Source organism: Paralcaligenes ureilyticus, assembly GCF_004346225.1.
Lineage (GTDB): Bacteria > Pseudomonadota > Gammaproteobacteria > Burkholderiales > Burkholderiaceae_B > Paralcaligenes > Paralcaligenes ureilyticus.
Genome location: NZ_SMAJ01000009.1, coordinates 1 through 25,201, shown reverse-complemented (window position 1 = coordinate 25,201; position 25,201 = coordinate 1). Strand labels below are relative to the sequence as shown.

The 25,201-nt window shown below is 58.8% G+C and carries 25 protein-coding genes and 1 tRNA gene; 7 read left to right on the top strand and 19 right to left on the bottom strand.

The window, feature by feature from the left end:
* Window positions 1–322: 322 nt before the first annotated feature.
* The 3 genes from EDC26_RS12510 to EDC26_RS12505 all read right to left on the bottom strand — a co-directional run bounded on the left by EDC26_RS12510 (window position 323) and on the right by EDC26_RS12505 (window position 2,247).
* Entirely contained in the window at window positions 323–1,102 is a 780-nt protein-coding gene (locus EDC26_RS12510; protein ID WP_132583085.1) for a hypothetical protein, read from the bottom strand.
* Window positions 1,103–1,188 (bottom strand) — tRNA-OTHER (locus EDC26_RS20165). It lies immediately after the preceding gene.
* 123 nt (window positions 1,189–1,311) lie between these two features.
* Entirely contained in the window at window positions 1,312–2,247 is a 936-nt protein-coding gene (locus tag EDC26_RS12505; protein ID WP_132583083.1) for a LysR family transcriptional regulator, read from the bottom strand.
* A 93-nt stretch (window positions 2,248–2,340) separates the two neighbouring features.
* On the opposite strand from EDC26_RS12505, the gene EDC26_RS12500 reads away from it, so the two are divergent.
* From EDC26_RS12500 to EDC26_RS12490, 3 genes are all read left to right on the top strand, one after another.
* Complete coding sequence (locus EDC26_RS12500; RefSeq protein ID WP_132583081.1) at window positions 2,341–3,318, top strand: Bug family tripartite tricarboxylate transporter substrate binding protein; 978 nt, start codon at window positions 2,341–2,343, stop codon at window positions 3,316–3,318.
* A 10-nt stretch (window positions 3,319–3,328) separates the two neighbouring features.
* Window positions 3,329–4,252, top strand: coding sequence for an alpha/beta hydrolase (locus tag EDC26_RS12495; protein WP_165931024.1), 924 nt, complete (start codon window positions 3,329–3,331; stop codon window positions 4,250–4,252).
* A 110-nt stretch (window positions 4,253–4,362) separates the two neighbouring features.
* On the top strand, window positions 4,363–4,893 hold the full coding sequence (locus EDC26_RS12490) for a DinB family protein (protein WP_207915136.1): 531 nt from the start codon (window positions 4,363–4,365) through the stop codon (window positions 4,891–4,893).
* 54 nt (window positions 4,894–4,947) lie between these two features.
* On the opposite strand, the gene EDC26_RS12485 is transcribed toward EDC26_RS12490, so the two are convergent.
* The 4 genes from EDC26_RS12485 to EDC26_RS12470 all read right to left on the bottom strand — a co-directional run bounded on the left by EDC26_RS12485 (window position 4,948) and on the right by EDC26_RS12470 (window position 9,517).
* Window positions 4,948–5,919: a Bug family tripartite tricarboxylate transporter substrate binding protein gene (locus tag EDC26_RS12485; protein ID WP_132583077.1), complete on the bottom strand. Its 972-nt coding sequence runs from the start codon at window positions 5,917–5,919 to the stop codon at window positions 4,948–4,950.
* 19 nt (window positions 5,920–5,938) lie between these two features.
* The gene (gene tcuB, locus EDC26_RS12480) at window positions 5,939–7,105 is read right to left on the bottom strand and encodes a tricarballylate utilization 4Fe-4S protein TcuB (RefSeq protein ID WP_132583075.1); all 1,167 of its coding nucleotides are present in this window, start codon (window positions 7,103–7,105) and stop codon (window positions 5,939–5,941) included.
* 11 nt (window positions 7,106–7,116) lie between these two features.
* Window positions 7,117–8,511, bottom strand: coding sequence for an FAD-dependent tricarballylate dehydrogenase TcuA (gene tcuA / locus EDC26_RS12475; protein WP_132583073.1), 1,395 nt, complete (start codon window positions 8,509–8,511; stop codon window positions 7,117–7,119).
* A gap of 79 nt (window positions 8,512–8,590) precedes the next feature.
* The gene (locus EDC26_RS12470; RefSeq protein WP_132583071.1) at window positions 8,591–9,517 is read right to left on the bottom strand and encodes a LysR family transcriptional regulator; all 927 of its coding nucleotides are present in this window, start codon (window positions 9,515–9,517) and stop codon (window positions 8,591–8,593) included.
* Between the two features lie 291 nt (window positions 9,518–9,808).
* Here EDC26_RS12470 and gfa point away from each other — a divergent pair, with 291 nt between their 5' ends.
* Entirely contained in the window at window positions 9,809–10,381 is a 573-nt protein-coding gene (gfa, locus tag EDC26_RS12465; protein WP_132583069.1) for an S-(hydroxymethyl)glutathione synthase, read from the top strand.
* 147 nt (window positions 10,382–10,528) lie between these two features.
* Here gfa and EDC26_RS12460 read toward each other — a convergent pair whose 3' ends face one another.
* The 5 genes from EDC26_RS12460 to EDC26_RS12440 form a co-directional block, all read right to left on the bottom strand.
* On the bottom strand, window positions 10,529–12,100 hold the full coding sequence (locus tag EDC26_RS12460) for a glycosyltransferase family 39 protein (protein ID WP_132583067.1): 1,572 nt from the start codon (window positions 12,098–12,100) through the stop codon (window positions 10,529–10,531).
* An 81-nt stretch (window positions 12,101–12,181) separates the two neighbouring features.
* Window positions 12,182–12,874, bottom strand: a complete 693-nt coding sequence (locus EDC26_RS12455; RefSeq protein WP_132583065.1) for a DUF6969 family protein — start codon at window positions 12,872–12,874, stop codon at window positions 12,182–12,184.
* Entirely contained in the window at window positions 12,871–13,155 is a 285-nt protein-coding gene (locus EDC26_RS12450; RefSeq protein WP_132583064.1) for a hypothetical protein, read from the bottom strand. The genes EDC26_RS12455 and EDC26_RS12450 overlap by 4 nt, the downstream gene beginning before the upstream one ends.
* Before the next feature lie 41 nt (window positions 13,156–13,196).
* Window positions 13,197–14,420 (bottom strand): MFS transporter, encoded by a 1,224-nt coding sequence (locus EDC26_RS12445; protein WP_132583062.1) that lies wholly within the window; start codon window positions 14,418–14,420, stop codon window positions 13,197–13,199.
* Between the two features lie 15 nt (window positions 14,421–14,435).
* Window positions 14,436–15,275, bottom strand: a complete 840-nt coding sequence (locus EDC26_RS12440; RefSeq protein WP_132583060.1) for an amidohydrolase family protein — start codon at window positions 15,273–15,275, stop codon at window positions 14,436–14,438.
* Between the two features lie 158 nt (window positions 15,276–15,433).
* On the opposite strand from EDC26_RS12440, the gene yfcF reads away from it, so the two are divergent.
* A complete protein-coding gene (gene yfcF / locus EDC26_RS12435) occupies window positions 15,434–16,069 on the top strand; it encodes a glutathione transferase (protein WP_132583058.1) in 636 nt (211 codons plus the stop codon).
* A gap of 412 nt (window positions 16,070–16,481) precedes the next feature.
* Here yfcF and urtE read toward each other — a convergent pair whose 3' ends face one another.
* The 7 genes from urtE to EDC26_RS12400 all read right to left on the bottom strand — a co-directional run bounded on the left by urtE (window position 16,482) and on the right by EDC26_RS12400 (window position 23,582).
* Complete coding sequence (gene urtE, locus EDC26_RS12430) at window positions 16,482–17,180, bottom strand: urea ABC transporter ATP-binding subunit UrtE (RefSeq protein ID WP_132583056.1); 699 nt, start codon at window positions 17,178–17,180, stop codon at window positions 16,482–16,484.
* Between the two features lies 1 nt (window position 17,181).
* Window positions 17,182–18,030, bottom strand: coding sequence for an urea ABC transporter ATP-binding protein UrtD (gene urtD / locus EDC26_RS12425; RefSeq protein ID WP_132583054.1), 849 nt, complete (start codon window positions 18,028–18,030; stop codon window positions 17,182–17,184).
* The gene (gene urtC / locus EDC26_RS12420) at window positions 18,027–19,157 is read right to left on the bottom strand and encodes an urea ABC transporter permease subunit UrtC (protein ID WP_132583052.1); all 1,131 of its coding nucleotides are present in this window, start codon (window positions 19,155–19,157) and stop codon (window positions 18,027–18,029) included. Before urtC ends, urtD begins: the two co-directional genes overlap by 4 nt.
* Window positions 19,154–20,782, bottom strand: a complete 1,629-nt coding sequence (gene urtB, locus EDC26_RS12415) for an urea ABC transporter permease subunit UrtB (RefSeq protein WP_132583261.1) — start codon at window positions 20,780–20,782, stop codon at window positions 19,154–19,156. Before urtB ends, urtC begins: the two co-directional genes overlap by 4 nt.
* 15 nt (window positions 20,783–20,797) lie before the next feature.
* Window positions 20,798–22,048, bottom strand: coding sequence for an urea ABC transporter substrate-binding protein (gene urtA / locus EDC26_RS12410; RefSeq protein WP_132583050.1), 1,251 nt, complete (start codon window positions 22,046–22,048; stop codon window positions 20,798–20,800).
* A 266-nt stretch (window positions 22,049–22,314) separates the two neighbouring features.
* Complete coding sequence (locus EDC26_RS12405) at window positions 22,315–22,680, bottom strand: cupredoxin domain-containing protein (protein ID WP_132583048.1); 366 nt, start codon at window positions 22,678–22,680, stop codon at window positions 22,315–22,317.
* 2 nt (window positions 22,681–22,682) lie between these two features.
* A complete protein-coding gene (locus EDC26_RS12400; protein WP_132583046.1) occupies window positions 22,683–23,582 on the bottom strand; it encodes a metallophosphoesterase family protein in 900 nt (299 codons plus the stop codon).
* 141 nt (window positions 23,583–23,723) lie between these two features.
* On the opposite strand from EDC26_RS12400, the gene EDC26_RS12395 reads away from it, so the two are divergent.
* On the top strand, window positions 23,724–24,272 hold the full coding sequence (locus EDC26_RS12395) for a sigma-70 family RNA polymerase sigma factor (protein ID WP_132583044.1): 549 nt from the start codon (window positions 23,724–23,726) through the stop codon (window positions 24,270–24,272).
* Window positions 24,269–25,036, top strand: coding sequence for an anti-sigma factor family protein (locus EDC26_RS12390; protein WP_132583042.1), 768 nt, complete (start codon window positions 24,269–24,271; stop codon window positions 25,034–25,036). Before EDC26_RS12395 ends, EDC26_RS12390 begins: the two co-directional genes overlap by 4 nt.
* Window positions 25,037–25,201 lie beyond the last annotated feature (165 nt).

Genomic DNA, 25,201 nt, shown 5'->3' with positions numbered 1-25,201 from the left:
CCTCAATAGTGGGCCCGTCACGTGCAGGCATCACCAAGTTTTGCTCCCTAAATGTAACCAGGCAGGGTGATTCTGTAACTATCAAAGGGCTAACGTTAACCCTAAGAAGAGTCACACTTTTTGATTCAACTCGTGGAGGGAGGGCTAACCCGCACTGTTGCTCTTGGCCATTGTTGCCTTCGCGCGACCAGTCTTTGGCATGTCGGGCGTTGAACGACAGCTATTGGGCGGCGAGTTCGACGATTTGAGCGACGGCAAGCGCTGGTCGGCAGTGGTTGGTGATAAGCCATCCAACTTCCGCTTTGGGTCCTTAGTCGACTAGTTAAAGCTTATTGGTGCAGTAGTAGGTATAAGCATCTAGTAATTCTGGGCAGTGAGTTCGGAAAAATGTGGAGACCCCGACTTCTTCTTTTCCTTTGGCAGAGGAGATGCGCCGGACTCGATCCAATGCGTCTGACAGGTTCAGTGCAGATAGCCAATTGATTACTTCATCTGCGCTCTTTGGCTCAGGGACGGCCTCATCAAGCATCTTAACGTATCGGATAGCCATAGCTGTCAGTGATGAGACATCCTTCAAGGTCGGAGCATTCTTCTCAAAGTTCTCAAGGGTTCGCTTCGGATCAAGATTTTTGTAGTTTTCGCCAATCTCCTTTACTGCGTCAACGAACATCTTCCGCTGCGCGTCCGTGAGATGTGCATTCGACTTTCGGTGAATAATCCGATTTCGCCAATGTTCAACAAGGGTCACTCCCATGAGGGTGAAATCGTCTTCTAGTCTCAACAGTCGCCAGACGGCCATCAAGCGATCTGCTTTGCTCTTGGAGTCCCAGTCCTCTGGCCTGCCTACGCTTGGGAAGGCTGTGAGGTGGTCCAGATAGGCATTGAGCTCCTCAGAGAGAAACACCAATGTGGATCGAAGTGCAAAAGTCCGCGCTTGACGGCTGGATGTCCGTGGGTCGAGTGGCGACCACGAGATGTCCATCGTTGCGGGCTTTACAGCTTTGCCTGCTTCGACCGCGCTGAGGCCCACCACAATAGCGTTCAGGTGGTGAACGATACGGCCAGTGGCATCTAAAAACGGCTGTAGGGCGGGTGTCGGCATTGGTGTGCGGCCAGGATTCGAACCTAGTCTCCGGCTTTGAGCGAGTTACTTTAATCGGCCGGCGTTTCAACCACTAACTCCCGCACGATCACAGTGTATCAATGGGTCTCGCCTAGTGTAAACCGCATGAGGTCGTAGGCCATATCATTGATTGTGGTCGAAATTGCAGTAGCTCAACATATCCCATCGCAAAGCACAACCGATAACCTTCAACCAAGATCAACCGACCGACGCACAGCTGCCAACACCGCCGCCAATGCCGGACTCTCTTCTTCATCCGCCCAGGCCATACCTATCGGGCCGACATCGTATTTCAATTCCAACGGCAAAACGGAAAAGGCATTGAGTTTGGCGTACAGCCGCGCGGCGCTCCGGGAGACGACATTCAGGCAATCTGTCTTCCCCAGAAGCACCAAGTTCACAGTCGACGAAGCCGATTCAATCCATGGCACCGGCAAATCGAGGCTCTGATCCAGGAAGGTGGCGTCGATCGCGCGGCGCAACTCGGTATGCCGCGGCGGCAGCACCCAAGGATAGCTCAAGGTGTCGCGCCAAACCACGCGTTTCTTTTTCAATAAAGGATGTTGCCGACCGACCACGACACAATGCGGATCCTGATACAAGGCCTCCACGAGCACCGCGCCCGTAAAAGCCCGTTCATCCAGCCTCCCGACGATCAGATCAATCTCCTGTCGTTCAAAGCGGGACCACAACCCGGATGCAATATCTTCGACCACTTCAAGCTGGATCAACTCGGACTGTTGCCTCAAACCAATAATGGCATTGGGCAGCAATTCCGTTCCCGTGACCAGCATCGTCCCGACGCGCACGATGCTTCGCCCTCCGAGGGCAAGCGTTTCAAGCTCGTTTTGCAAATGGTGCGAATTGTTGATCACACGGCGCACATATCTAAGAACCGCAGGCAGATAGGGCGTGGGCTTGATCTGCCGGCCTCGGAAAAACAAAGCAAATCCCAGCGCGTCCTCCGTCTCCGCCAATTGCTGCGATACGGCGGGCTGGCTGCTTCCCAATGCGGCCGCCGCCGCGGTCAGGCTGCCGTGTTCGGCGACCGCCAGCAACACCTCGAAGTGCCGCAACTTCAGCCGACGCAGCCTTAAAGCCATTTGACGCGGATCAGAATTCATATGATTCCTTTATGGTTCTATAGCTTTTTACCTCTATATCTTTATACAGAACAAGTTCATTATTGCCGAATCCACCCTTACAAGGACGAGACAATGAATCGGATCAGAAAATTATCGTTCGGCATCGCACTCGCCATGGCCGCCATCACATCGGCCTCCTATGCCGGAAACTATCCCGACAAACCCATCAAGCTGGTCGTTCCGTTTCCGCCCGGCGGTGGAACCGATATTGCTGCGCGCACACTGGCTCAGAAGCTGACGACCGAGTTGAAGCAAGCGGTTATTGTGGAAAATCGCAGCGGCGCCAGCGGGAATATTGGCGCGGCCGTTGTGGCCCACGCTAAACCCGACGGCTATACCTTGATGCTGACGGCGGCCCCTTTTGCCATTGGCCCGGCATTGTTCAAGACCCTAAGCTTTAATCCTGTCAAGGATTTCACCGCCATTACGCAAATTGCAACGGTGCCGCTGGTCGTTGTCACACGGGCCGATTCGCCGCTCAACACCATGGCCGACCTGATCGCCGCCGCCAGGAAAAAGGACTCGGATGTGACCTACGCCACGTTCGGCGTCGGATCCCCATCCAATTTGAATGGGGAAAAAATTCAGCAACTGGCCCATATCAAAATGACGCAGATCCCGTTCAAGGGTTCAAGCGGGGCCCTGCCCGCAGTCCTGTCTGGAAGAGTCACGGTCGGCATACTGGATGTGGTCTCCATGACGCCCCTGATTAAAAGTGGACGAGTGAAGGCGCTGGCCATCACCGGCCCGGTTCGCTCGCCCGAACTGCCCAATCTGCCGACCCTGAGCCAGGCCGGCGTGCCCTTTGACGCCGTGGGCTGGTTCGGTATGTTTGGGCCGGCGGGCATGCCGCCGGCGGTCGTCGAAACCCTCAACACCGCCGTGAATAAAATCTTCGCCATGCCCGATATGCGCCAGATGATCATCCGAAACGGCTCCATCCCCATATCCCCTCCCACCACGGCCCACCAATGGCAAACCATATTCAACAACGACGTGCAGGTATGGGGAAAAATTGTTCGCGATGCGGGCATCACCATCAACAACTAAGGATTTTGTCTTGAACACAACCCCGCCGGGCGCATCGAACCCATCGAAGCCCTATCAGGTCCAAGTCCGCAGAGACATTGTGTATGGCACGGGCGTGGTCGGCGCGGGCATTGATCGCGGAACGGCCCTGCGAGAGCTGAAGCTCGATCTATATCAACCCGTGCTAAACACCCCTGCCCACGACCGGCCCGCGCTCGTGATGGCCTTTGGCGGCGCCTTTCATCGCGGCTCGAAAGAGGACGACGCATACGGAGACGAGCCGCGGCGAAACAATTCCGTTGCCTGGTATTGCCACGAGTTTGCGCGGCGCGGCTATGTCGCCTGCTCCATCGATTACCGCCTGGTGCCGGAAGACCCGCAGCCCGGCAACACCCCAGTGACATTCAGTCCGAAGAGTTTCCCGCGGTCCAGAGTGGATGTGGTGCGCAAAATCATGGGGCTGCCCAAAGCAAGCGACGACCTGCTGTGGCGAGGCGTCGAGGCGGCCAGCGACGATATGGCCCTGGCCCTGCGGTATATAAAGGCCCAGTCCGCCGAATGGGGCATCGATCCGCAAAGACTGGCCATCGGCGGATTTTCCGCCGGCGCCAGAACCGCCTTGAATGTTGCCTTGGGCGAGAAGGAGCCCGTTGCGGCCGTCATCGCCTTGTCCGGATACATGGATGCACAAGACATTGAACAACACACAGCCTCGAGCCAGAGTTTCCCGCCGCTGCTCCTGATCAGCGCGGAAAACGATCTCGACTATGTTGCCCGCCACACGCCGGACATGGTGGCCCGTTTCAGGGCGCATGGCCTGCATTGCGAACATGTGAAAGTAAGCGGCGCTACACATTTCTATCCGGCGAATTCGCCCGCCGTGCACGACTCGCTCGGCGCGACGACCGTTGAATACGCCATGGCGGCATTCCTGGAACGCGTCATGCCCGCGTAAACGACAACATCCGGGAATGGTGGCAGCATTCCCGGCCAGCTTATACTGAAGCGAGGCAAGTCCGTTGATACGGACTCCGATCAATGCAGCCAAAGAGGAACCGACTCATCATGACCGACATGCCAAGCCTCAGGTCCCATCTTCTGACACTTGCCGCCTATCACGGCTGGGCAAATAAACGGCTGCTCGAACACGTGTCACAGGTCACAGACGCCGATTACCACGCACCCGCCGGGCTGTTTTTCAACTCCATCCACGGCACTCTGAATCATCTTTTGCTGGCTGACCGAACCTGGCTGGGCAGATTCATAGGCAAGCCGGAAAAATTCACCAGCCTGGCGCAGGAAATCGAAGCCGACCGCGAAGCGCTGGCCGAACAACTGGCCGGCCGGCACCTGCTTTGGCAAACGCTGATTGAATCCGCCTCTGCCCAAAGCATGGCGGGCTCTTTGCACTATACCTCCACAGCCGGAGAAAAATCCGCTGCTCCGTGGATGGGAACCATCGCCCACGTATTCAACCACGCCACCCATCATCGCGGGCAGATCAGCGCGGCACTGACCGGCTTGCATCACGCCTGCCCGGAGCTCGATATGATCTATTTTCTGCGGCAACACGGCCCGGCTGCGTCGGCCGTATAGAAAGAAACGCGGCCGGCTCGTCAACGAGCCGGCCGCGTCTCCATACACAATGAGTCAGTTCTTCTTCATGCCCACGGTCTGGGCGACTTCGCCCCATTTTTTGGTTTGATCGGCAATATAGGTTTTGAATTCGGCGGGCGTCATGCCTCCCGGATCAGCCCCCAAGGTATTGAAGACCTGAGCCAGTTTGGGGTCTTTCAAGGCCTCCACGGTGTCCTTGTAAATCGTATCGCGAATCTCTACCGGAGTACCGGTCGGCACCAATATCCCATACCAGGTCTGGAAATCATAGCCGGGCACGCCCGAGGCGGCGATAGTCGGCAAGGTGGGGAAATATTTGGATTGCTTGGCCGTGCTGACCGCCAGTGCCTTGACTGTGCCGGCCTTGATCTGTGCCCCTGCCGAGCCGCTGGTCTCGATCGCCATTTGAATCTGACCCGAAATCAGGTCTGCCATCATGGGAGCGCCCCCCTTATAGGGAACGTGAACCATATCGGTCTTGGTCATGGATTTGAACATTTCCCCGGCCAAATCCTCAGTGCTGCCTATGCCTGCGGATCCAAAATTAATCTGCCCGGGATGCTTCTTGGCATAGTCGATCAGCTCCTGCGTCGAATTGACCGGCAGCTTCTTGTTGACGATAAGAACATTAGGCACCGATGCGACGACCGTGATCGGCTCGAAGTCCTTTTCGAAGTTATAGGGCAGATGCTGATAGATGGCGGGCGCGATCGTATGGGCGATCGTCGCGAGAAAAATGGTGTAGCCATCGGGATGAGCTCGCGCCGCGTAACCTGCTCCCAACGTTCCGCCCGCTCCGGCGCGGTTGTCCACAATCACAGGCTGACCCAGTTCTTTGCTCAGCAGTTGGGCCAGCGGCCGCCCCACCATATCGGTCGTACCGCCCGGACTAAAGGGCACCACCAGCGTGATCGCCTTCTCAGGCCATTTTGCATAGGCCGACGCGCAGAATGCGCAGGCCGCAAGGGCGACCGCGCCCGTCTTTATCAAAGATATTGCTTTCATCGTCTCCGTTCCTTTCAAGTTAATCCGAGCCCAGCCGAAGATGGCCGGGTAGTCTTTTTTCAATTGAATTTTTCAACAAAGCTGCACAACGAAACACGCCATGCGCAAATTTGCCGTAAGGCATGGTCAGGAAAAACGCCATGACTGCCGCCAGATGTACCGCCAGCAACAAGGCCATGGCCGAGGTGTCGCGCAAGACCAGCAACAACAGGCCGGTCAGGCTCACCCAAAACAGCAGCACGATAAAACCCCGATCCATGGGTTTCTGGGCCGCATCGCCCTGCAAGGGATGCCGGCGTAAATTCAACCACAGCAGTCCGGCGGGCCCGATCAACAAGCCGACCCCGCCCGCTGTACCCAACGCCACGGGCGCGCTCAGGTACGGGTAAGGCGCCGGCCAGCCAAGAAAAAAATGATACACCGTCGCGACACTTGTGGCGGCGAAGCACAGCAAAAAACCGTAAAACGTCAAATGATGAAATCGCCGCCGCGCGAGCGAATAGCGATCGTCTTCGTCATTGCAACCCTCGCCGTGCCCGCCGTCCAAGTACTTAAGACTCAGGGCGTCGCCTGCGGCCTCGGCAAGGGCTGCGCCCTGGCCGGTTTGCAACGCCTCGGCCGGCGACACGTCGCGCCAGAATCGCCGCACGCCCAGCCCCAGCGACACCACGGCAAAAAGAAAGACCAGGCCAAACATCGTCGCCAGCAGATTATGCGGAAAAATGGCGTAGAAATTTCCCGCCATCGGCGCGTGAAACAACGAGCCGGTCATGGCCATCGCCAACACCAGGAACAGGGCCAGGCCCAGGGCGGACGCCACCACCAAGGTGACGCCGGCACGCTTGTATAACGCCCCTACGGAGCGAGGCCAGGCGTACTCCGTATAAGTATCGAGCCGAACCTGGGCCAGGGCCTTTGGCACGTTGACGCCGAACTCGTGCGGCGGTGCATACTGGCACGAGTGCAGGCAAGCACCGCAGTTATGGCACAGATTGGCCAGATAATTCACATCGGCCTTGGTAAAATCCAGGCGCCGCGTCATGGCCGGAAAAACTGCGCAAAAGCCCTCGCAATACCGGCAGGCATTGCAAATCTGCATGACGCGAGAAACCTCTTCCTCGTTGCGAGTCAGGTCGATGGGTTGCCAGGCCTGGGCTTCACTCGTCAGGTTCTGTAATGTTTGCATGATCGGCCCGGTTAAGCGAAAACGGCGGAAGAGTGTGCGGCCAGGGCGGCTTGGGCACCGGCAATCCGGCCAAAGGCCGTCCCGATCGACATGCCCACGCCCGCCGTATAGCCCTTGCCCAGTACATTGCCGGCCATGACCTCGCCCGCGGCGAACAGGTTGGCGCTCGGTTTCCCCGCAAAATGCACCCGGGCGCGATCGTCGACCTTGACGCCCAGATAGGTAAAGGTAATGCCCGGCCTGAGCGCATAGGCGTAAAAAGGCGCTGTATCGATGGGGCGCGCCCAATGGGTCTTGACCGGCGCAATGCCTTCGGTATGACAGTCGTCGAGCACCTCGTGGTCGAAAGTCCCGACGCGGCAGGCCTTGTTATAGGACTCGATCGTCGCCAGGAATTCCTTCTCCGGCAAGTCCAACTGCCGGACCAGCTCGGGCAGCGTATTGGCGACGATGCCGGGAAAGACCGGGGGCATGAAACGGCCAACCGCCTTGGCGTCGATAATCGAATAGGCAATCTGATTGGGCTGATGCGCCACCAGCCGCCCCCAGATCGCATAGCGCTTCGGCCAGAAATCTTCGCCTTCATCGTAGAAGCGCTGCGCCTGTTTATTGACGACGACCCCCAGCGAGACGCAATCGATACGCGTGCAAATGCCGCCGTCGTATAAAGGCGCGCGGGCATCGATGGCCACGGAATGGGACTGCGTGGGGTCGCCGATCGAATCGGCCCCGGCATCGAGCAGGTCTTTAAGCAAGACGCCCATATTGAAGCGCGTGCCGCGTATCAGGAAATTGTCGGCCACCCACTCGCCATTGACCTGGCCCCAGGCCTCGCGCAGCCATTGGCGATTCGATTCGAATCCGCCACAAGCCACCACACAGGCCCGGGCTTCGATCCGCTCTTGGCCCACTCGCGCCGCCACGAAACGATCGCCGTCAAGCTCAAGCGATTCCACCGTCGCGTCATAACGTATCTGCACCCCCAGGTTCTCTGCACTGCGATAATACGCATTGAGCAGCGCCTTGCCGCCGCCCATGAAAAAGGCATTGGTATGCGCCAGATGCAGGGTGCCCGACAAGGAGTGCTGGAAGCGCACCCCATGCTTTTGCATCCAGCCTCGACAGGTCGATGATGCCCGTATGACCAGCCGCGCCAGCGCCTCGTTGGTCTGTCCGCCGGTCACTTTCAACAGGTCCTGCCAAAACTCTTCTTCCGGGTAGGAATCGATCAGCACATCTTGCGGCGCGTCATGCATGCAGCGCAGATTTCGCGTGTGTTGGGAATTGCCGCCGCGCCACTCGCGCGGCGCCGATTCAAGCAACAGCACACTGGCCCCGGCCTCGCGCGCCATGAGCGCCGCGCACAGGGCCGCATTGCCGCCGCCTATCACCAACACATCGACCATAATCCCGTTCCCGAATGTCAACCCAAGACTCTATCGGACAGGCCGGTCGACCGCCAGATACCCAATGCTGATGAGGTCTTCACGATTCATGAAGGGTAGCCCCCATCCAGTGCCCTGCGGCGACCAGGGACTTGACCGTATCCAGCAAGACCACGCGCGCAGCCAGAGCCGCCGGAGACAACTCATCTTCGCTCAGACTGGCCAGGATATTGGGGCGCCTCACCTGCGGGTCGGAAATTTCCACCAGGCGCATGGCATCGCCGCTTAACCGCGCAATGGCGGCTCCCGGCTGGATGGTGGCTCCATAGCCGGCGCGCACGGCATCCATCAGCATGGTCAGGGAATCGATTTCCATCACGATGTTGGGCGTGATCTTGTGTCCGGCAAAGGCCGCATTCAGCGCCGCGCGCAGACCATGCGAACCCGTGGGCAAAATCAAGGGCAGATTTCCCACCCGATCAAGGCGAACCCGTTTGGTCTTCAGAGCCTTGGGCAAGGCGGGCGACGAAATCACGAACAAACGTTCGTTCAACAGGGGAATCACGCTCCAGCGCTGCGCCATTTCGGTGTGAAACACGACGGCAAGGTCCAACTGGCGCGAATTCAGCATGCCGGACAAATGCCCCGATAGCGTCTCGACCATATGCAGGCGCACGGCGGGATAACGCTCGCGCATGGCCTGCATGAACGGTATGCCCAATATCGACGCCGTGGTGGGAGCCAGCCCGACACTGACATACCCCGACAGGCGCGCCTGCTGCGCGGCCTGGCTGGCGTGCCCGATATGCCGCAAGGCCAGTTGCGCCTCGCGGAAAAAAGCCAGCCCCGCATCGGTAGGAATCACACCGCTGGGCGTGCGCTGCAGTAAACGCGTGGCCAGCTCACCCTCCAGCCGGCTGATCTGCTGGCTTAGCGCGGACGTGACGACACCCAGCTCGAGCGCTGCCCGGCCCAGGCTGCCGGCCTCTACCGCACACACAAAATATCGTAGCTGGCGCAATTCCATGTCGATCCTATCAAGCAGGGATAAGTGTAGTCAGATTCCGGACGCCTGCCCGGAGTCTTCTGGTAATTACCTAGCCCCAAGCGCGAGCCCGGTTGGCCCTATCCCCTTCAAGACGGGTTCCTTCAGGCCCACGCCTCAAGCGAAAATAAGCATGGCTTTCGATCACGCAAAAAAACTTGCTAATCGCTCAAAAGCACGGGTAGGATGATTAACACGGCGAGATAGCCCGATCGCGGGTAACAAGGCATGTCCTGATTCATTCATACGAATTTAATCCAAGGAGCCATCACCATGAGTCAACCCTCTCTGCACCCGGCCATCGATCATGGCATCAAACCGGGCAATCCGTCGTTTGCCGGCGGCAAGCTGCAATGCCTGTGTCCCGACAACAAAGTGGAAGTCCAGATCGCCTCGCAGGTCGCACACAACCACATGTGCGGCTGCACCAAGTGCTGGAAACCCAAGGGCGCCCTGTTTGCGCAGGTGGCCGTCGTGTCGCGCGACAAGGTCAAGGTGACCGCCCACGCCGAAAAACTGGCGGCGGTCGACGCAAACGCCGTTATCAAGCGCTATGCCTGCAAGGGATGCGGCGTGCATATGTACGGGCGCATCGACAACGAAAAACACCCCTTCTACGGCCTGGATTTCGTGCATACCGAGCTCTCGCCCGATAGCGGCTGGGCACCTCCCGAATTCGCGGCCTTTGTGTCCTCGGCCATTGAAGGCGGCGCCAAACCGGCCGATATGGCGGCGATACGGCGCACCCTGAAGGAAAAAGGGCTGGAGCCCTACGATTGCCTCTCGCCCACGCTCATGGACGCCATCGCCACGCACGCCGCCAAGGCATCAGGCGTACTGCATTAACCGCCACGCCTGTTATTTGTAGATGCCGTCTTGGCTGTCGACGATTTGGCAGCCACAAGGGCTGCCGCTACATGATTCACGGGTACGTTATGTAGCGGCACCCCTTGTGGGTGCCACCTCAGACGTACCGCACTAGCCACTATATGATTAACGAGCTGCCGCGCGGCAGCCCGCTTCCGGCGCAATAATGCCCCAATCAATCACAATCAATGGACTTTTCGCCGTGGACCAGCGCTGCTGCACCACGCCCTTGAAAACGGCCTGATCGTACAATTTCTTTATGCGCGGACCCGGCGCATTGCCATTGGTGGTTTTGCTGTAAGCCACCAGCATGCCGCATTTCATGGCGCCCGCCTTCAGCCATGGCGACTCCTTCAAGCTGCCGTCGATAAACACGTTGGCGGCAGGCTTGACGTGCACGGCGATATTGCCGCCCAGCCACGTGTCGGACGCGACCAGCGTCAACGGCACGCCCGGCACATGCTCACGCCAGACAGCCTGCATTTCCTCCGATATGGCCACGCCCGGAAAAGTGGAGTCTGTCTTGCGCCCCGTGTAATAACCCAAAGGCCCGCGACCCAGGGCATAGCCGCAAGCCATCAGCACATGGATGACGATGACGACGATCGCGGTGCGGCGCAGCTGCACGGCTTCATCGCCATAGAGCCACCAAAAGACGTAAAAACCAAACAAGACAAAAAACGTGCTGGCCCAGGAAGCGCCCAGCGCGGTTCCAAGTGCACCGGACACCAGCACCGTCAGCACGAAGGGGCTAAAGCCCACGATAAGCAGGAACGACCGATCCCAGGCGCTTAACGAAGCCGCATACCGCGATGTTTCCGGCACGGCATCGTGCCCGGCCGCCTTGCCGCGGCGGTCCCAGTAAAGCAAGGCCAGCCAGGCCACGAACATCGGCGCCAGGCGGCCCAGCTGCGTCGTGGCAAAGCCCCAGATATCATTCAGCGAGCTGAAGTTGGCCTCTATCGGCTTGATCGATTCATCCGCGTAATACAAAGGCTCGAACGAATGCTGGAACAGCCAATAAACGTGGGGTGAAATAACCACCAAAAACGTCAGCAGCGCCCACAACACCCCCTTGCAGACACCGGCCTGGCGATAATGTTTTTGCCTGATAAAAAACACAAAAAACGCGGCAAACTGAATCAATGCGCTGTACTTGGTAATAAACGCCATGCCGCAGGCTGCGCCCAGCCAAAGCCAATCCGATGTTTTCCCATAACGCAGCGCGCGATAGAACAACCAGGTCGAAGCGACGATAGACCACAACTGCACTGAGTTATGGTTATAGACTGTCGCCCGCACCGAGAAATAGGCGGTGACAGACACCAGCAACACAGCGATGAAGGCGCGCCTGGGCGTGGTGAACTCGCACCCCAGGAGCCACACAAACCACAAGGCAATGGCCGAGAACAGCTGCCCTGCAAAAAAGGTGAGCCAGATCGGTTTGCCAAACAAAGACGTCAGGCCATACATGAACCAGGCCGGCACCGGCGGATGCTTGTAATAGCCCCATTCGAAACTGGACGCCCAGACCAGTTCTTCCATATTGTCCAGGTCGGGCGACTTGTGGCTGATGCCGCACAAAATCGACCATAAAGCGACCATGCCGATTAAAAACAGCAGGACATAGAACTTTACAGGCCATGTTTTCTTTTCAAGCGCGATCGCGTCATTGACTGCGACGGTAGGGTCAGCCATAAAGTGTATTCAAGCCCAAATTGAAACGATTGTACGACCATAGCCATGAGAGCCCGGACGCTGCGGCCATGCCCGCCCGCCTCATCGATGCGCAGCCAACTGCTGATCGGGGTCGATACGCAGTTCGGAGAGCACTTCCATGGACTCGTCGTCAAGCGTCCCAGGCCCAAGCCGGGCACGATCGATCAGCGTTGCATCCCGCTGTTGCATCAGGCCGTCAATCTGCAGGCGGTAAAGCCTGGTAATCGCAACAATTACTTCATCGATCAGGGCGTGGCCGGTAGACAGGCGAAGGCCGGCTATCATTCGCACGGTTGAAGCCGCGCTCATCATCGCATCTCCCGTAACCCAGCTGTTCACGGTAAACAGGCTCTGCGGCACCCCTTTGGCGTCCAGGCCGATACACAATAGATGCCGGGTGCTCGCCTGCCGGCCTGCCATATCGAGCACCCTGGCGAACTCAGGCTCGCCCACGGCGTCGGCCCACGGCGCCCACGTAGCCGGGCGGGCGAAAACATGAATATGGCCATGTTCAGTCGAACCGGCGCGGTCGGACGGTGCATGGGAATGATAAAACCATTGGTAGCCGTGGCGTTCATCGATCGCATCGTCGGCCGGATAATGCAGCCACTGCTGGGGAGCCTTGCCGTAAAACAGACTATCGAGCAGGTGTGCACCCGTTTTCGCGAGCGTCCGATAACACGTCAACAACCTGGCGCCGGCGGCACGCTGGCCGGCTTCATGATGCCTGCCGATAGCCGTGTCGCCTGTCACTTCATGGAACCGCTCTTGGCGCCACACTTCGGCATGCACTTGCCCATTTTTTTCGCCGAGTGTTTGTCGGCCGGCATCATGGAGCTGCCCATCGCACCCCCCATCGTCCCGCACTTCGCACTACATTTTTTGCTGTTTTTCGCCGAACATTTTTGCATCCCCTGTTTGGGACTGCATTTCATCGTGGCGGCCGGCATATCGGCCGCGACCGCAGCCGCCGGCAAGGCCAGCGTCGCCGCGGTGAGCGCAGCCAGCGAAAGCTGAGTCACTCGGTTCTTCATGGTAGTCTCCTTCGAGTTAAAACATGACTGCGCCCTTTGCCCTACTCGGTCAGCTCGCGCCCCTTGGTCTCGGGCAACAGCAGGGTTGTGATGATAACCACCAGGTAAGCGCCGCCCGCGAACATGCCAATGGCCCAGGCCAGGCCATGAGTTTCACTCAAATAGCCAACCAGCACCGGGAAAAGCGCACCGATGCCGCGGCCAAAGTTATAGGAGAAACCCTGTCCATTGGCGCGAATCCGGGACGGGAACAGTTCCGTCAAATAAGCCCCCAGGCCGCTGAAAATACCCGAGGCGGCAAACCCTAAAGGGAAGCCCATGAACAGCATCTGTTCGTTGCTTAACTGGAAGGCCGTATAAAAATAAACGCTTAGCGCGCTCAGCACCGAAAAAATCAGTAAATTCGCCTTTCGCCCAAGCAGATCGGTCAAATACGCGCCCACCAAATACCCAACGAACGAACCCAGAATAATAACCATCAGGTAGCCGCCGGTATTTATCACGGACAGATGGCGCTCGAGTTTCAGATAGGTGGGAAGCCAGGTAGTGATGGCGTAATAGCCTCCTTGCGCGCCGGTGCATAAGATCGAAGCCAGGATAGTCGTTTTCAGAATATCCGGCGCGAAGATGGCCATCGGATCGATCTTTGCGTGAACCTTTTTAATCGCGCGCTGGAAGATCTCGGGCTCGGGCACGAATTTCCGGATATAGAGCACCAGAAAGGCCGGAAGAATCCCGACCCAGAACAAAGTCCGCCACGCCCAATTGGCGGGCAAAAGCGTAAAGATGATCGTATAGAGAATCGCCGCCAGGCCCCAGCCTATGGCCCAGCCGCTTTGAACCGTACCCACCGCCTTGCCCCGGTGCTTGGCGCGGACGATTTCTCCCATCAAAACCGACCCAACCGCCCATTCGCCGCCAAAGCCCAGTCCCTGCAAGGCGCGCAAGGCAAAGAACTGCTCGAAGTTCTGGGTAAAACCGATTAGCAAGGTGCAGATGGAAAACCACAAAATGGTTATCTGCAATATCCGGACGCGGCCGAACCGGTCGGCCAGCACCCCCGCTCCCCATCCGCCGATAGCCGAAAACAGCAAGGTAATGGTGCCTAACGCCCCTGCCTCGGCCTTGCCAACACCCCATAGCGTCATGATGGTGGCGATGACGAACGTAAAAACCATGTAGTCCAGCGCATCCACGGCCCAGCCGCCAAAAGTGGCAATGAAGGCGCGTTGTTCATTCTTGTTCAGTTCTTTATACCAACCCATCACAACCTCCTGTTTTTAAACGCTCTGTTCAAATCCGTATAAACGCGCCGGGTTATCGACCAGTATTTTTCGCCGCTGCGCCTCATCGGGCGACCAGACAGCCAATTGATTCCTGAGCGCTCCGGTATCGGGCATTTTGGCGATCGCAACATGAGGCCAGTCCGAACCCCACACCATGCGATCGGGGGCCAGGTCGATCAGCCTTTGCGCCAGCGGAACCACATCGCCAAACCGGCTGAAATCTTCACTGATTCGATATGCCCCCGACAGCTTGACCCACCACCCATGGTCGGAGACCAGATGAAACAAAGCCTGAAACGCCGGGCTGTCCAGGCCCTGGTTGACGGGGGTATGACCCATATGATCAATCACGCAAGGCACTTGCAAGGGAGCCAGGCGCGGCGTCAGCTCCGGCAAATCGCGGGCATCGATCAAAAACTGCATATGCCAGCCCAGGGGCTGGATTTTTTTGGCCAAAGTCTCGATGGCCTGATAGCCGACGCCCCCGCCAAACAGCGTATTGATCCGCAGCCCGCGCACGCCCAACTCATGCATGCGTTCCAATTCTTTTTCATCTATGTCCGCATCGACCACGGCAACGCCGCGCAAAGTCTTGGAGTTGTGCGCGAGCACGCGAAGCATATAGCGGTTATCGGTCCCGTACACGCTGATTTGTACCAGCACTCCGCGGCTCATTCCCTGCTTTTTCAGCATGCTCAGGTACATCGCCTCGTCGGCCGGATGCGGGGTGTAGCTGCGTTGATCGACCATGGGATACGACTGCGTTTGCGCCGACACCACATGCGCATGCGTATCGCAGGCGCCAACGGGTATGGCAAAGGTCGAAGCCTCCATGTCCGGTCGCGGAGGTAAACAGTATTCGGTACTGGCTTGGGCTTGCATTCTTGCGTGTCTATAAAAAAAGTCACGCTCTCGATCATAATCCGTTTTATTTTGCATGCGTTATATTTGTGATGCACGGATCAAAAAATCGCTACCACCGGAAAAAATTCATGAATAGTCTCGTTCTATACACCAATAGCCAATTCTCCAGCCCCTATGTCCTGTCGGTTTACGCAACGCTGGTTGAAAAAGGCCTGCCCTTCGAACTCAAGGCCGTTGATCTTAATCGCGGCGAGCAATTTTCAAAAGACTACGCGCAACTCTCGTTGACCTCGCGAGTACCAACTCTGGTGGACGGCGACTTTTCATTGTCGGAATCCTCGGCCATCATTGAATATCTGGAAGAAGCCTATCCGCGCCCTGCCTATGCATCGGTCTTTCCCGAAGATGCCAAGCCAAGGGCCCGCGCCCGGCAGATTCAGGCCTGGCTGCGCAGCGATCTGGGCGCATTGCGCGAAGAACGTCCCACCACTGTCATTTACGCGGCAAAAAACCCCAAACCCTTGTCAAGCCAGGCCCAGCAGGCGGCGCAAAAATTGCTGACCATTGCCGATATGCTGATCGGTGCCGAAGGCCAACCACTTTTCGGACAATGGTCGATTGCCGACGTGGACATGGCCGTTACGCTGAACCGGCTGGTGGCCAACGGCGACCCGACGCCCGAGAAAATCCGGCGCTACGTGGCCCAGCAAAGCAGCCGGCCATGCGTTGCTGATTGGTGGAAACGCGCAGCGCAGGCTCGCTAGGGCATTTTCGGTTGAAGTGCTTACGGAACTGAACGCGTTTCGCGTCGCGCTTTTTTTAGCCGTTTTGGGTGGGGGGTCATTCTATTAAGACGCCGCAGGGCGAGGGGTTGGCCAATGAGTTCCTGGCATGCCACGACGCGAGCCGTCTATGGGGGCCGGGGCGGGGCCGGCGTAAGGCGTGCGCCGGATGCTGACGAAGGGAAGGCGGGGGCTGTCGGCGGGCCATGTTTGAGCGTAGCCGCGCCAGCGGCGTAGCGAGTTTGGCCCGACGCCCGCCTGGACGAGGCAGATCCGGATCAAGCACGCCGTGCCGGCCCCGCCCCGGCCCCCATAGACGGCGTCTTCAGATACCAAAACGGCCAAGCCAAATACCCAAACATCCCGTGCCGTATACCGTTCGACCAAAAATGCTCTAAACGGACAAATGCCGGCGTACATCGTCGCTATCGAGTTGCGTCCTGTCGCCCGAGGCGACAACCTCGCCGCGCGACAACACCACGTACTGATCGGCCAGTTCGCGGGCAAAATCGAAATACTGTTCGCAAAGCAGAATGGCGATGTCGCCGCGTTCGCGCAGCAGTCGTATCACGCGGCCGATGTCCTTGATGATCGAAGGCTGAATCCCTTCGGTGGGTTCGTCCAGGATAATCAACCGGGGCTCGGACACCAGGGCGCGCGCGATGGCCAACTGCTGTTGCTGCCCGCCAGACAGGTCGCCGCCGCGACGCGCCAGCATGGCTTTCAGCACCGGAAACAGTTCGAAAATATCGCTCCTGATGCGGCGGGCGGCCGAGGCCGGCTTGGCCGCCATGCCCATCAGCATATTTTCTTCGACCGTCAGCCGTGCGAAAATATCGCGTCCTTGGGGCACATAGGCAATACCGCGCGCCGCGCGCTGATGGGGGGCCAGGCCCGTGATATCGTCGCCATCGAAGCTGACGCTGCCCGAAGCGACCGGCAGCACGCCCATCAGGCACTTCAACAGGGTGGTCTTCCCGACACCGTTGCGGCCCAGCAAAGCCAGGCATTCGCCGCGCTTCAACGACAGGGACACGCCACGCAGCGAGTGGCTGCCGCCGTAATAATGATGGATTGCGCGAACACTCAACATGTCAACGCCCCAAATACACTTCAATCACGCGCGGGTCGGCCTGGACCTCGCTCATCGTCCCCTCGGCCAGCACCGACCCTTCATGCAGCACAGTTACCTTGCCCTGGCCCGCGATACTCGCAACGAAATCCATATCGTGCTCCACCACCATGAGCGAGTGACGCCCGCGCAGTTCGTTGAGCAGCTCGCCGGTGCGCTCGGTTTCGGCGTCCGTCATGCCGGCGACAGGCTCATCCAACAGCAAGAGCTGCGGCTCCTGCATCAGCAACATGCCAATCTCCAGCCACTGTTTCTGTCCGTGAGAAAGCAGGCCGGCCGGCCGCCACGCCTCGTGCGTCAGACGAATCAATTCCAATGTGGCGCCAATCGCATCGGCCTGTGCGCCGCTTAGCTTTGAAAACAAGGTGGGTTTGACCCGCTTGTCGGTTTTCATCGCCAGTTCAAGGTTTTCAACAACGGTGTGATTCTCGAAAACCGTAGGCCGCTGGAATTTCCGGCCGATGCCGGCGTGCGCAATCTCGGCCTCGCCAAGCACGGCCAGGTTGATGTTCTGCCCAAAGAACGCCGAGCCCGCCGTGGGCCGCGTCTTGCCGCTGATTACGTCCATCATTGTGGTCTTGCCCGCGCCGTTGGGGCCGATGATGCAGCGCAATTCGCCTACGCCTATATCCAGGCTAAGCCGGTTCAACGCCGTAAAGCCATCGAAACGGACGGTGATGTCCTCCAGATACAAAATGACGCCGTGGCGGGTATCGACACCGACCGGCGCCACACGTCCGTAAGCCGCATCGCCGCTCGGGCCCCCGTCAAGCCTGAGCCCGGGTTCGCATTCCGCATCGAAGGCATTCATGGTTTTCTCCTGGAACGGCGCGCGGCCACCTGGCGCGCCAGGCCTACAATGCCTTGCGGCAGGAACAGCGTGGTCAACACAAAAATAAGACCCAGCGCATACAGCCAGAACTCCGGAAAAACGCTGGTGAACCAGGTTTTCACCGCATTGACGGCGCCGGCCCCCACGATGGGGCCTATCAATGTGCCGCGCCCTCCGGTCGCCACCCAGATCACCATTTCAATCGAGTTCTGGGTGGACATTTCCCCGGGGTTGATGATGCCCACCTGAGGCACATACAGCGCCCCAGCAATGCCGCACATCACCGCCGACACGGTCCACACAAATAGCTTGAAGCCCTGCGGGTCATAGCCTATGAACCGCAGCCGGCTCTCGGAATCGCGCACCGCCGTCAACACGCGGCCCAGCCTGGACTGAGTGATGGCACGCGCCAGGACCAGCGACCCCGCCAGTGCGGCCAGCGTCGTCCAGCACAGCGCCGCGCGCGTTGCGGGCGCTGTAATGTCAAAGCCCAATATGCGTTTGAAATCGGTAAAGCCGTTGTTGCCGCCGAACCCCGTATCGTTGCGAAAGAAAAGCAGCATGGCCGCGAACGTCAGGGCCTGGGTAATGATGGAAAAATACACACCCGTAATGCGCGAGCGAAACGCAAAATAGCCAAAGACGAAGGCCAGCGCGCCCGGCACCAGCACCGCCAGCAACATGGCATACCAGAAGTGCTCGGTAAACGCCCAGAACCAGGGATACGACTTCCAGTCCAGGAACACCATGAAGTCCGGCAGCGTGCTGTGATAGACGCCGTCGCGGCCAATGGCGCGCATCAGATACATGCCTTGCGCATACCCTCCCAGCGCGAAGAAAAGGCCATGTCCCAGCGACAGAATCCCGGCGTAGCCCCACACCAGGTCCAGGGCCAGGGCCGCAATGGCAAAGCACATGAACTTGCCCAGCAGCGCCACGATATACGACGACACGTGCAAGGCGTGGCCGGCCGGAAACGCCAGATTCAGCAAGGGCAACAAAGCCAGCACGATAACGGCGGCGGCCAGCCCGAGCCAGGCAGGCGCCGAAAAAAGACGCCTGCGGGCCAGCAAATCGGCTCGCGCGAACGGTTTGGCGGCAGTCATTCGACACTCCTGCCGCGCGGCGCAAACAGGCCCTGCGGGCGCTTTTGCACGACCAGCACAATCAACATCAGGATGGCGATCTTGGCCATGACCGCGCCTGCGTAAGGCTCAAGGAATTTGTCGATCCCGCCCAGCCCCAGCGCGGCAATGACGGTGCCGGCCAACTGGCCGACTCCGCCCAGCACCACCACCATGAACGAATCAACGATATAGCCCTGGCCCAGATCGGGGCCAACATTGCCCAACTGCGACAAGGCAATGCCCGCCAGGCCGGCAATGCCCGAACCCAGGCCAAAGGCCAGCATATCGACCCGGCCGGTCGGCACGCCGACACAATCGGCCATTCTGCGATTTTGCGTAATGGCGCGCACGAACAGGCCCAGGCGGGTATGGTTAAGCAACAGCCAGACAAAGACCACCACCAGCATGGCGAACACAATAATGGCAATACGGTTGTAGCTCAGCACCAATCCCCCCAACACGGTGACCCCGCCCGACATCCACGAGGGATTGCTGACCTCCACGTTTTGCGCCCCGAAAATCGTTCTGACTGTCTGCATCAGAATCAGGCTGATTCCCCATGTCGCCAGCAAAGTTTCGAGGGGGCGGCCGTACAGCCAGCGGATCACCGTGCGCTCGAGCGCCATGCCGACCGCGGCCGTCACCAGAAACGCCACAGGCAGCGCCGCCACCACGTACCAGTCCAGCCATCCCGGCGCGAGCCTCTGGAACAACCACTGCACCACATACGTGACGTAAGCACCTATCATCAGCAATTCGCCATGCGCCATATTGATGACGCCCATCAGGCCAAATGTGATGGCCAGGCCCAGCGCCGCCAGCAGCAGGACGCTGCCCAGGCTCAGGCCATAAAACAAATTGCCCAGCCACTCCAGCGTGGCCGTATGGCGATCGATGTCCTTGATGGCCAAAGCGGCGGCCGCGCGCACGCCGGCGTCGCGCTCAACCTCCGCGCCCTGCGCATCGCGGCCCAGCAGCCGCACGAGCACAGGCCGAAATTCGGCGTTGGCCGTGCGGCCCAGCATCGTCACGGCATGCTCGCGCGTCGCGGGCTCTGCGCTTTTCAATTCCAGCGTGGCCTGCGCCACCTGCAGCGCACCGCGCACCTGCGGGTCGGTTTCCTTTGTCAGGGCTTGCGCAATCAACGCCACCTGCGCGGCCTCGCCGCTTTGCTGCATGCGCCTGGCCGCCGCCAGGCGCACCGCCCTATCCACCGAGAAAAGCCGCGACTGCGCCAGCGCCCCTTCGACGGCGCGGCGCAAACGGTTATTGACGATCACCGTATCGGCGTCGGCCGGCAGGGTTACCTTCTCGCCGGTCGCCGGATCCATGGCGGACTGGCCGGAGCCGGCAATCAGGATCCGTCCTTGCGCGGTCACGCTCAGGGTGCCCCCATCGAGCGCTTCCAGCACTGCGGCGGCCAGCGGATCGCGCGACTGTCCAAGCTGCGAAATGGCGTGCAGCCGCGCCTGGGTATCCGCAGCCGAAAAAGGCGCCAGCAGCGCCGGATCAAGGCCGCTCGCGCCCGCCGCCTGGGCAAGCATGAGCATCAGCAGCGCCAGAATGAACCGGCGCCAATAGGATGCATAGGCGGCAATGCGCATAGCGAACCCGTCCAATTAAAGCTTCTGCTTGCTTTCGTTGCCTGCGAGATAAGGGCTCCACGGCTGGGCGCGAATCGGACCCTTGGTCTTCCACACGCTATTGAACTGGCCATCGCCCCGAATCTCCCCGATATAAACCGGTTTGTGCAGATGATGATTGGTCTTGTCCATTTCGACAGTGAATCCGTCGGGTGCTCCGAATGTCTGGCCGCCCATGGCTGCAATCACCTTATCCACATCGGTGCTCCTGGCTTGCTCGACGGCCTGCTTCCACATATGGATGCCGATATAAGTAGCCTCCATCGGGTCGTTGGTCACCGCCGTGGCCGCATTGGGCAAATTCTTTGCCTTGGCGTAGGCTTTCCATTTTTTGATGAACTCGGCATTCACCGGATTCTTGACCGACTCGAAATAGTTCCAGGCCGCCAAGTGCCCCACCAACGGCTTGGTATCCATGCCGCGCAATTCTTCCTCGCCCACCGAAAACGCCATGACCGGCACATCGGTCGCTTTCAGGCCCGCGTTGCCCAGCTCTTTATAAAAGGGCACATTGGAATCACCGTTGATGGTCGAGATCACCGCCGTCTTTCCGCCCATGGCGAACTTCTTGATATTGGCCACTATCGTCTGGTAGTCGGAATGGCCAAACGGCGTGTACACCTCTTCGATATCGCTGTCCTTCACTCCCTTGGAATGCAGGAAGGCGCGCAGGATTTTATTGGTCGTGCGCGGATAGACATAATCCGTGCCCAACAGCACAAAACGCTTGGCGCCCCCGCCGTCTTCGCTCATCAGGTATTCCACCGCGGGAATCGCCTGCTGGTTGGGCGCGGCGCCGGTGTAAAACACATTCTTTTCCATCTCTTCGCCCTCATACTGCACGGGATAGAACAACAGACCGTTGAGCTCCTTGAATACCGGCAATACGGATTTGCGCGACACCGAAGTCCAGCAGCCAAATACCACCGCCACCTTGTCCTGCGAGAGCAGCTGGCGCGCTTTCTCGGCAAACAAAGGCCAGTTCGACGCGGGGTCCACCACCACCGGCTCCAGTTGTTTGCCCAGCACGCCGCCCTGGGCATTGATTTCGGCGATCGTCATCAGCGCCACGTCTTTCAGGGATGTCTCTGAAATGGCCATGGTGCCCGAGAGCGAATGCAAGATGCCAACCTTGATCGTGTCGGCGGCGAAGGTCTGCGGCCCCCAGCCCGATAGCGCAAGCAGGCTGAAAAGCGTCAGTTGTTTAAGTACAAGTCTACGTTTCATGATGGCTCCTGATAGGATTGAGGTAGGGTCGGCACGGTCTGCGCGATCGAGATGCGCAAAGAACCTAAAGCAATCGGCGTGCCAGCTTTGCCGCGGCACGCCTGCGCCGCAGCCGACAAAGCCCTAATCAGGCAAGGCAATCAACGAAACCCGGGCGCCAGCGGCGCCCAAGTTTGAAAGAGATGGCTCAAGATGGTGCGCAAATCGCTTATGTAAACGCGATTTGCGCTAAGGCGGTGCGTAAAGCCGAGGGATGAAGCGCAGATTCAGGCAACTACGATTGTGCCGGTCATGCCCTCATGACCTGAACCGCAGAATATATCGCAGTGAAACGCAAACTCACCTGCCCGCTCGGGGGTGAAGCGGACTCGCGACACCGCCCCCGGCACGATATCGCAACGCACCCCAAAGTCCGGTGCGTTAAAGCCCATCACCACATCGAGCGTAGTCAATTCCAAAACTACCGGCTCTCCTCTTTTCAAGTGAATCTCGCCCGGCGTGAAATCAAATTTCTTGGCGACTACCTTGATGATGCGTTCCTGCGGCTGCGCCGCGACGATGGCCGCAAGTGTGCCCAACCCGCCGGCAACCGCTGCGGCCAGAAGCAGGCGCCGATTGTGGTCGATCTGCATGGCTACACCTTCCGTACCGGCAATTCAACGATTTTGTATTGAGTTTCCTGCCTTTGCGCCTCCACTTCGCGAAACCCGAGGCCGCGATAAGGATAGGCACTATCCCAAGGCAGAGGGGTACGCTTGGGCTGCGATCCGGGGGCGGGCAGCGGAAAAATGAGCGACTTGGCCGAGTGATGCGCAATATGCCCGGTCATATGGTGATTCTCTTGATGTATATGGCCATAGAACACGGTCACATGGGCATGAGGCATTAGCAGTGCCACCGCCTTGGCGCCGTCGCGCGTCGCCCAGTCCCATTGCGGGTACAGATCGAATAAAGGCCGATGGGTGAAAACCACGATTCTCGCGTCCGCCGGCTGTTCGGCAAGGTCTGCGGCCAACCATGCAAGCTGCGCGTCGCCGATGCTCCCGGCGGGGTCGGAAACATTGTCGAGCACAATGAAATGCACGCCTTTATGGTCGAACGTGTAGTGCGTTTCCCCAAAAAATTCCTGAAAGGCTTTCCCATAGTCAAGAGCGGCGTCGTGTTCGCCAGGCATGAAATGGGTGTTCTTCACTTTAAGGTCCGCCACGATTTTCTTGAACTCGGACAATCTCTTGCGGCGCTCCGCCGGATCATCGGTCGTATGCGTGAGATCGCCGGTGAACATAATGAAATCCGGCTGTGACTCAAGACCGTTCACCGCCGCGACGGCCTTCTGCAACGTGCCGCGCGCGTCCGGATTCGGGGGGCCTTCGAAGCCCCAATGGGAATCCGACAATTGAACAAAAAAGAAATCATCGTTAGCCACGCCCGGCTTTGTCTCGGCGGTTGCCCAGCCGCTCAAGCCCGAAGCGAAGATTGCGCCCCCGACGCCGGCCAACCCGAGGAAACTGCGTCTATTGATGGTATTGCCCATGACTGCCTCCATAGTTGCACCGATCATCTAATCGGTAACGTCCTATACCGGAGTACTCTGTTATTTATTCCCGGCCTGGCTTATTGGGAATAAAATTTTTGTGCGGGCAGTCTTATAGAGACAGAACCTGGAAACGCATGAATGATAGCCTCGGCAAAAAACAAGCGATTTCAAACACTGGTGCTGCCGCATCTGAACTCGGCATTCAATCTGGCGTGCTGGCTCACGCGCAGCCGCCACGATGCGGAGGACGTGGTGCAAGAGGCTTGTTTGCGCGCTTTCAAGTTTTTTGACGGCTTTCATGGCGACGATGGACGCGCCTGGCTGCTCACCATCGTGCGCAATACCTTCTACACCTGGTACCAGAAGAACCATGAACAAAAGCAAAACACCTTATTCGATGAAGATCTCCACAGCGCCGACGCACAGGACGCCGCAGGGATGGAGCATGCCGACAACAACCCGGAAACGCTGCTCATGCGCAAAGACAGCGAGCGCCTGCTGCAACAAGGGCTTGAAGCGCTGCCCCTGGAGTTTCGCGAGGTGATGGTAATGCGGGAACTGGAAGATCTATCTTATAAACAAATTGCCGGCGTCGTTGGCATTCCCATCGGTACGGTCATGTCCCGCCTGGGGCGCGGCCGTAAATTGCTGGCGAAAATCCTTGCGCCGTCGAACCCGGAGGCATGATGGACCACAAAGAAATACTGGAGCTGCTGCCCGCTTATGTGGACCAGGAACTCGGCCTGTCCGACATGCTCGCCGTCGAACGCCACCTTGCCGGCTGCGCCGATTGCCAACGCGAATACGCGGAGCAACGCTCGGTAAGCGTGGGGCTTAAAAAAGCGGCCCCCTACTTCGAGGCGCCGGCCAGCCTTGCCCAACGCATCAGCGCCAGCCTGCCGCAGGAACAGCTGAACCCGGCACCTCGTTACAGATCCTGGAGCTTCAACTGGCTTAATGCCGGTATTGCAACGTTGTCAGTGCTGGCGATAGTCTGGAGCGCCGGCTTATATCTCGGCCTGCCGTCCGCCCAGGAACAGCTTACAGAAGAAGTCGTCTCGAACCATGTTCGCTCACTGCAGGCCAACCACCTGGCGGATGTGGCGTCCTCCGACCAACACACCGTAAAACCCTGGTTCAACGGCAAGCTGAATTTTTCTCCGCCCGTCGTTGACATGGCGCCCCAAGGCTTTCCCCTGGAAGGCGGGCGGCTCGACTACCTTGACGGCCGCCCGGTGGCGGCGCTGGTGTATCGCCACAACAAGCACCCGATCAATCTTTTTATATGGCCAAGCACCGGCAAGGACGCCGCGCCGCGGGCGCAGGAACGCCAGGGCTACCATCTGGTGCACTGGGTTTTTGGCGGCATGGATTATTGGGCGGTATCCGATCTGGCCGCCAATGAACTGGATGATTTTGTAAAAACCGTGCAATCCGAGGTGGGTAAATAACCTCTTTATGCCGGTGGCAAGGCTATTCAAAAGTGCAATTGTTCTGGCAATTATTGGACAATAGTGCCGGTTCTATTAAGACGCCGCAGGGCGAGGGGTGGGTACCGTCCGGTCCGTCCAGCGGTCGTGGCGCTACGCGCCCCGACTGCCCGGGTCTGCCTCGTC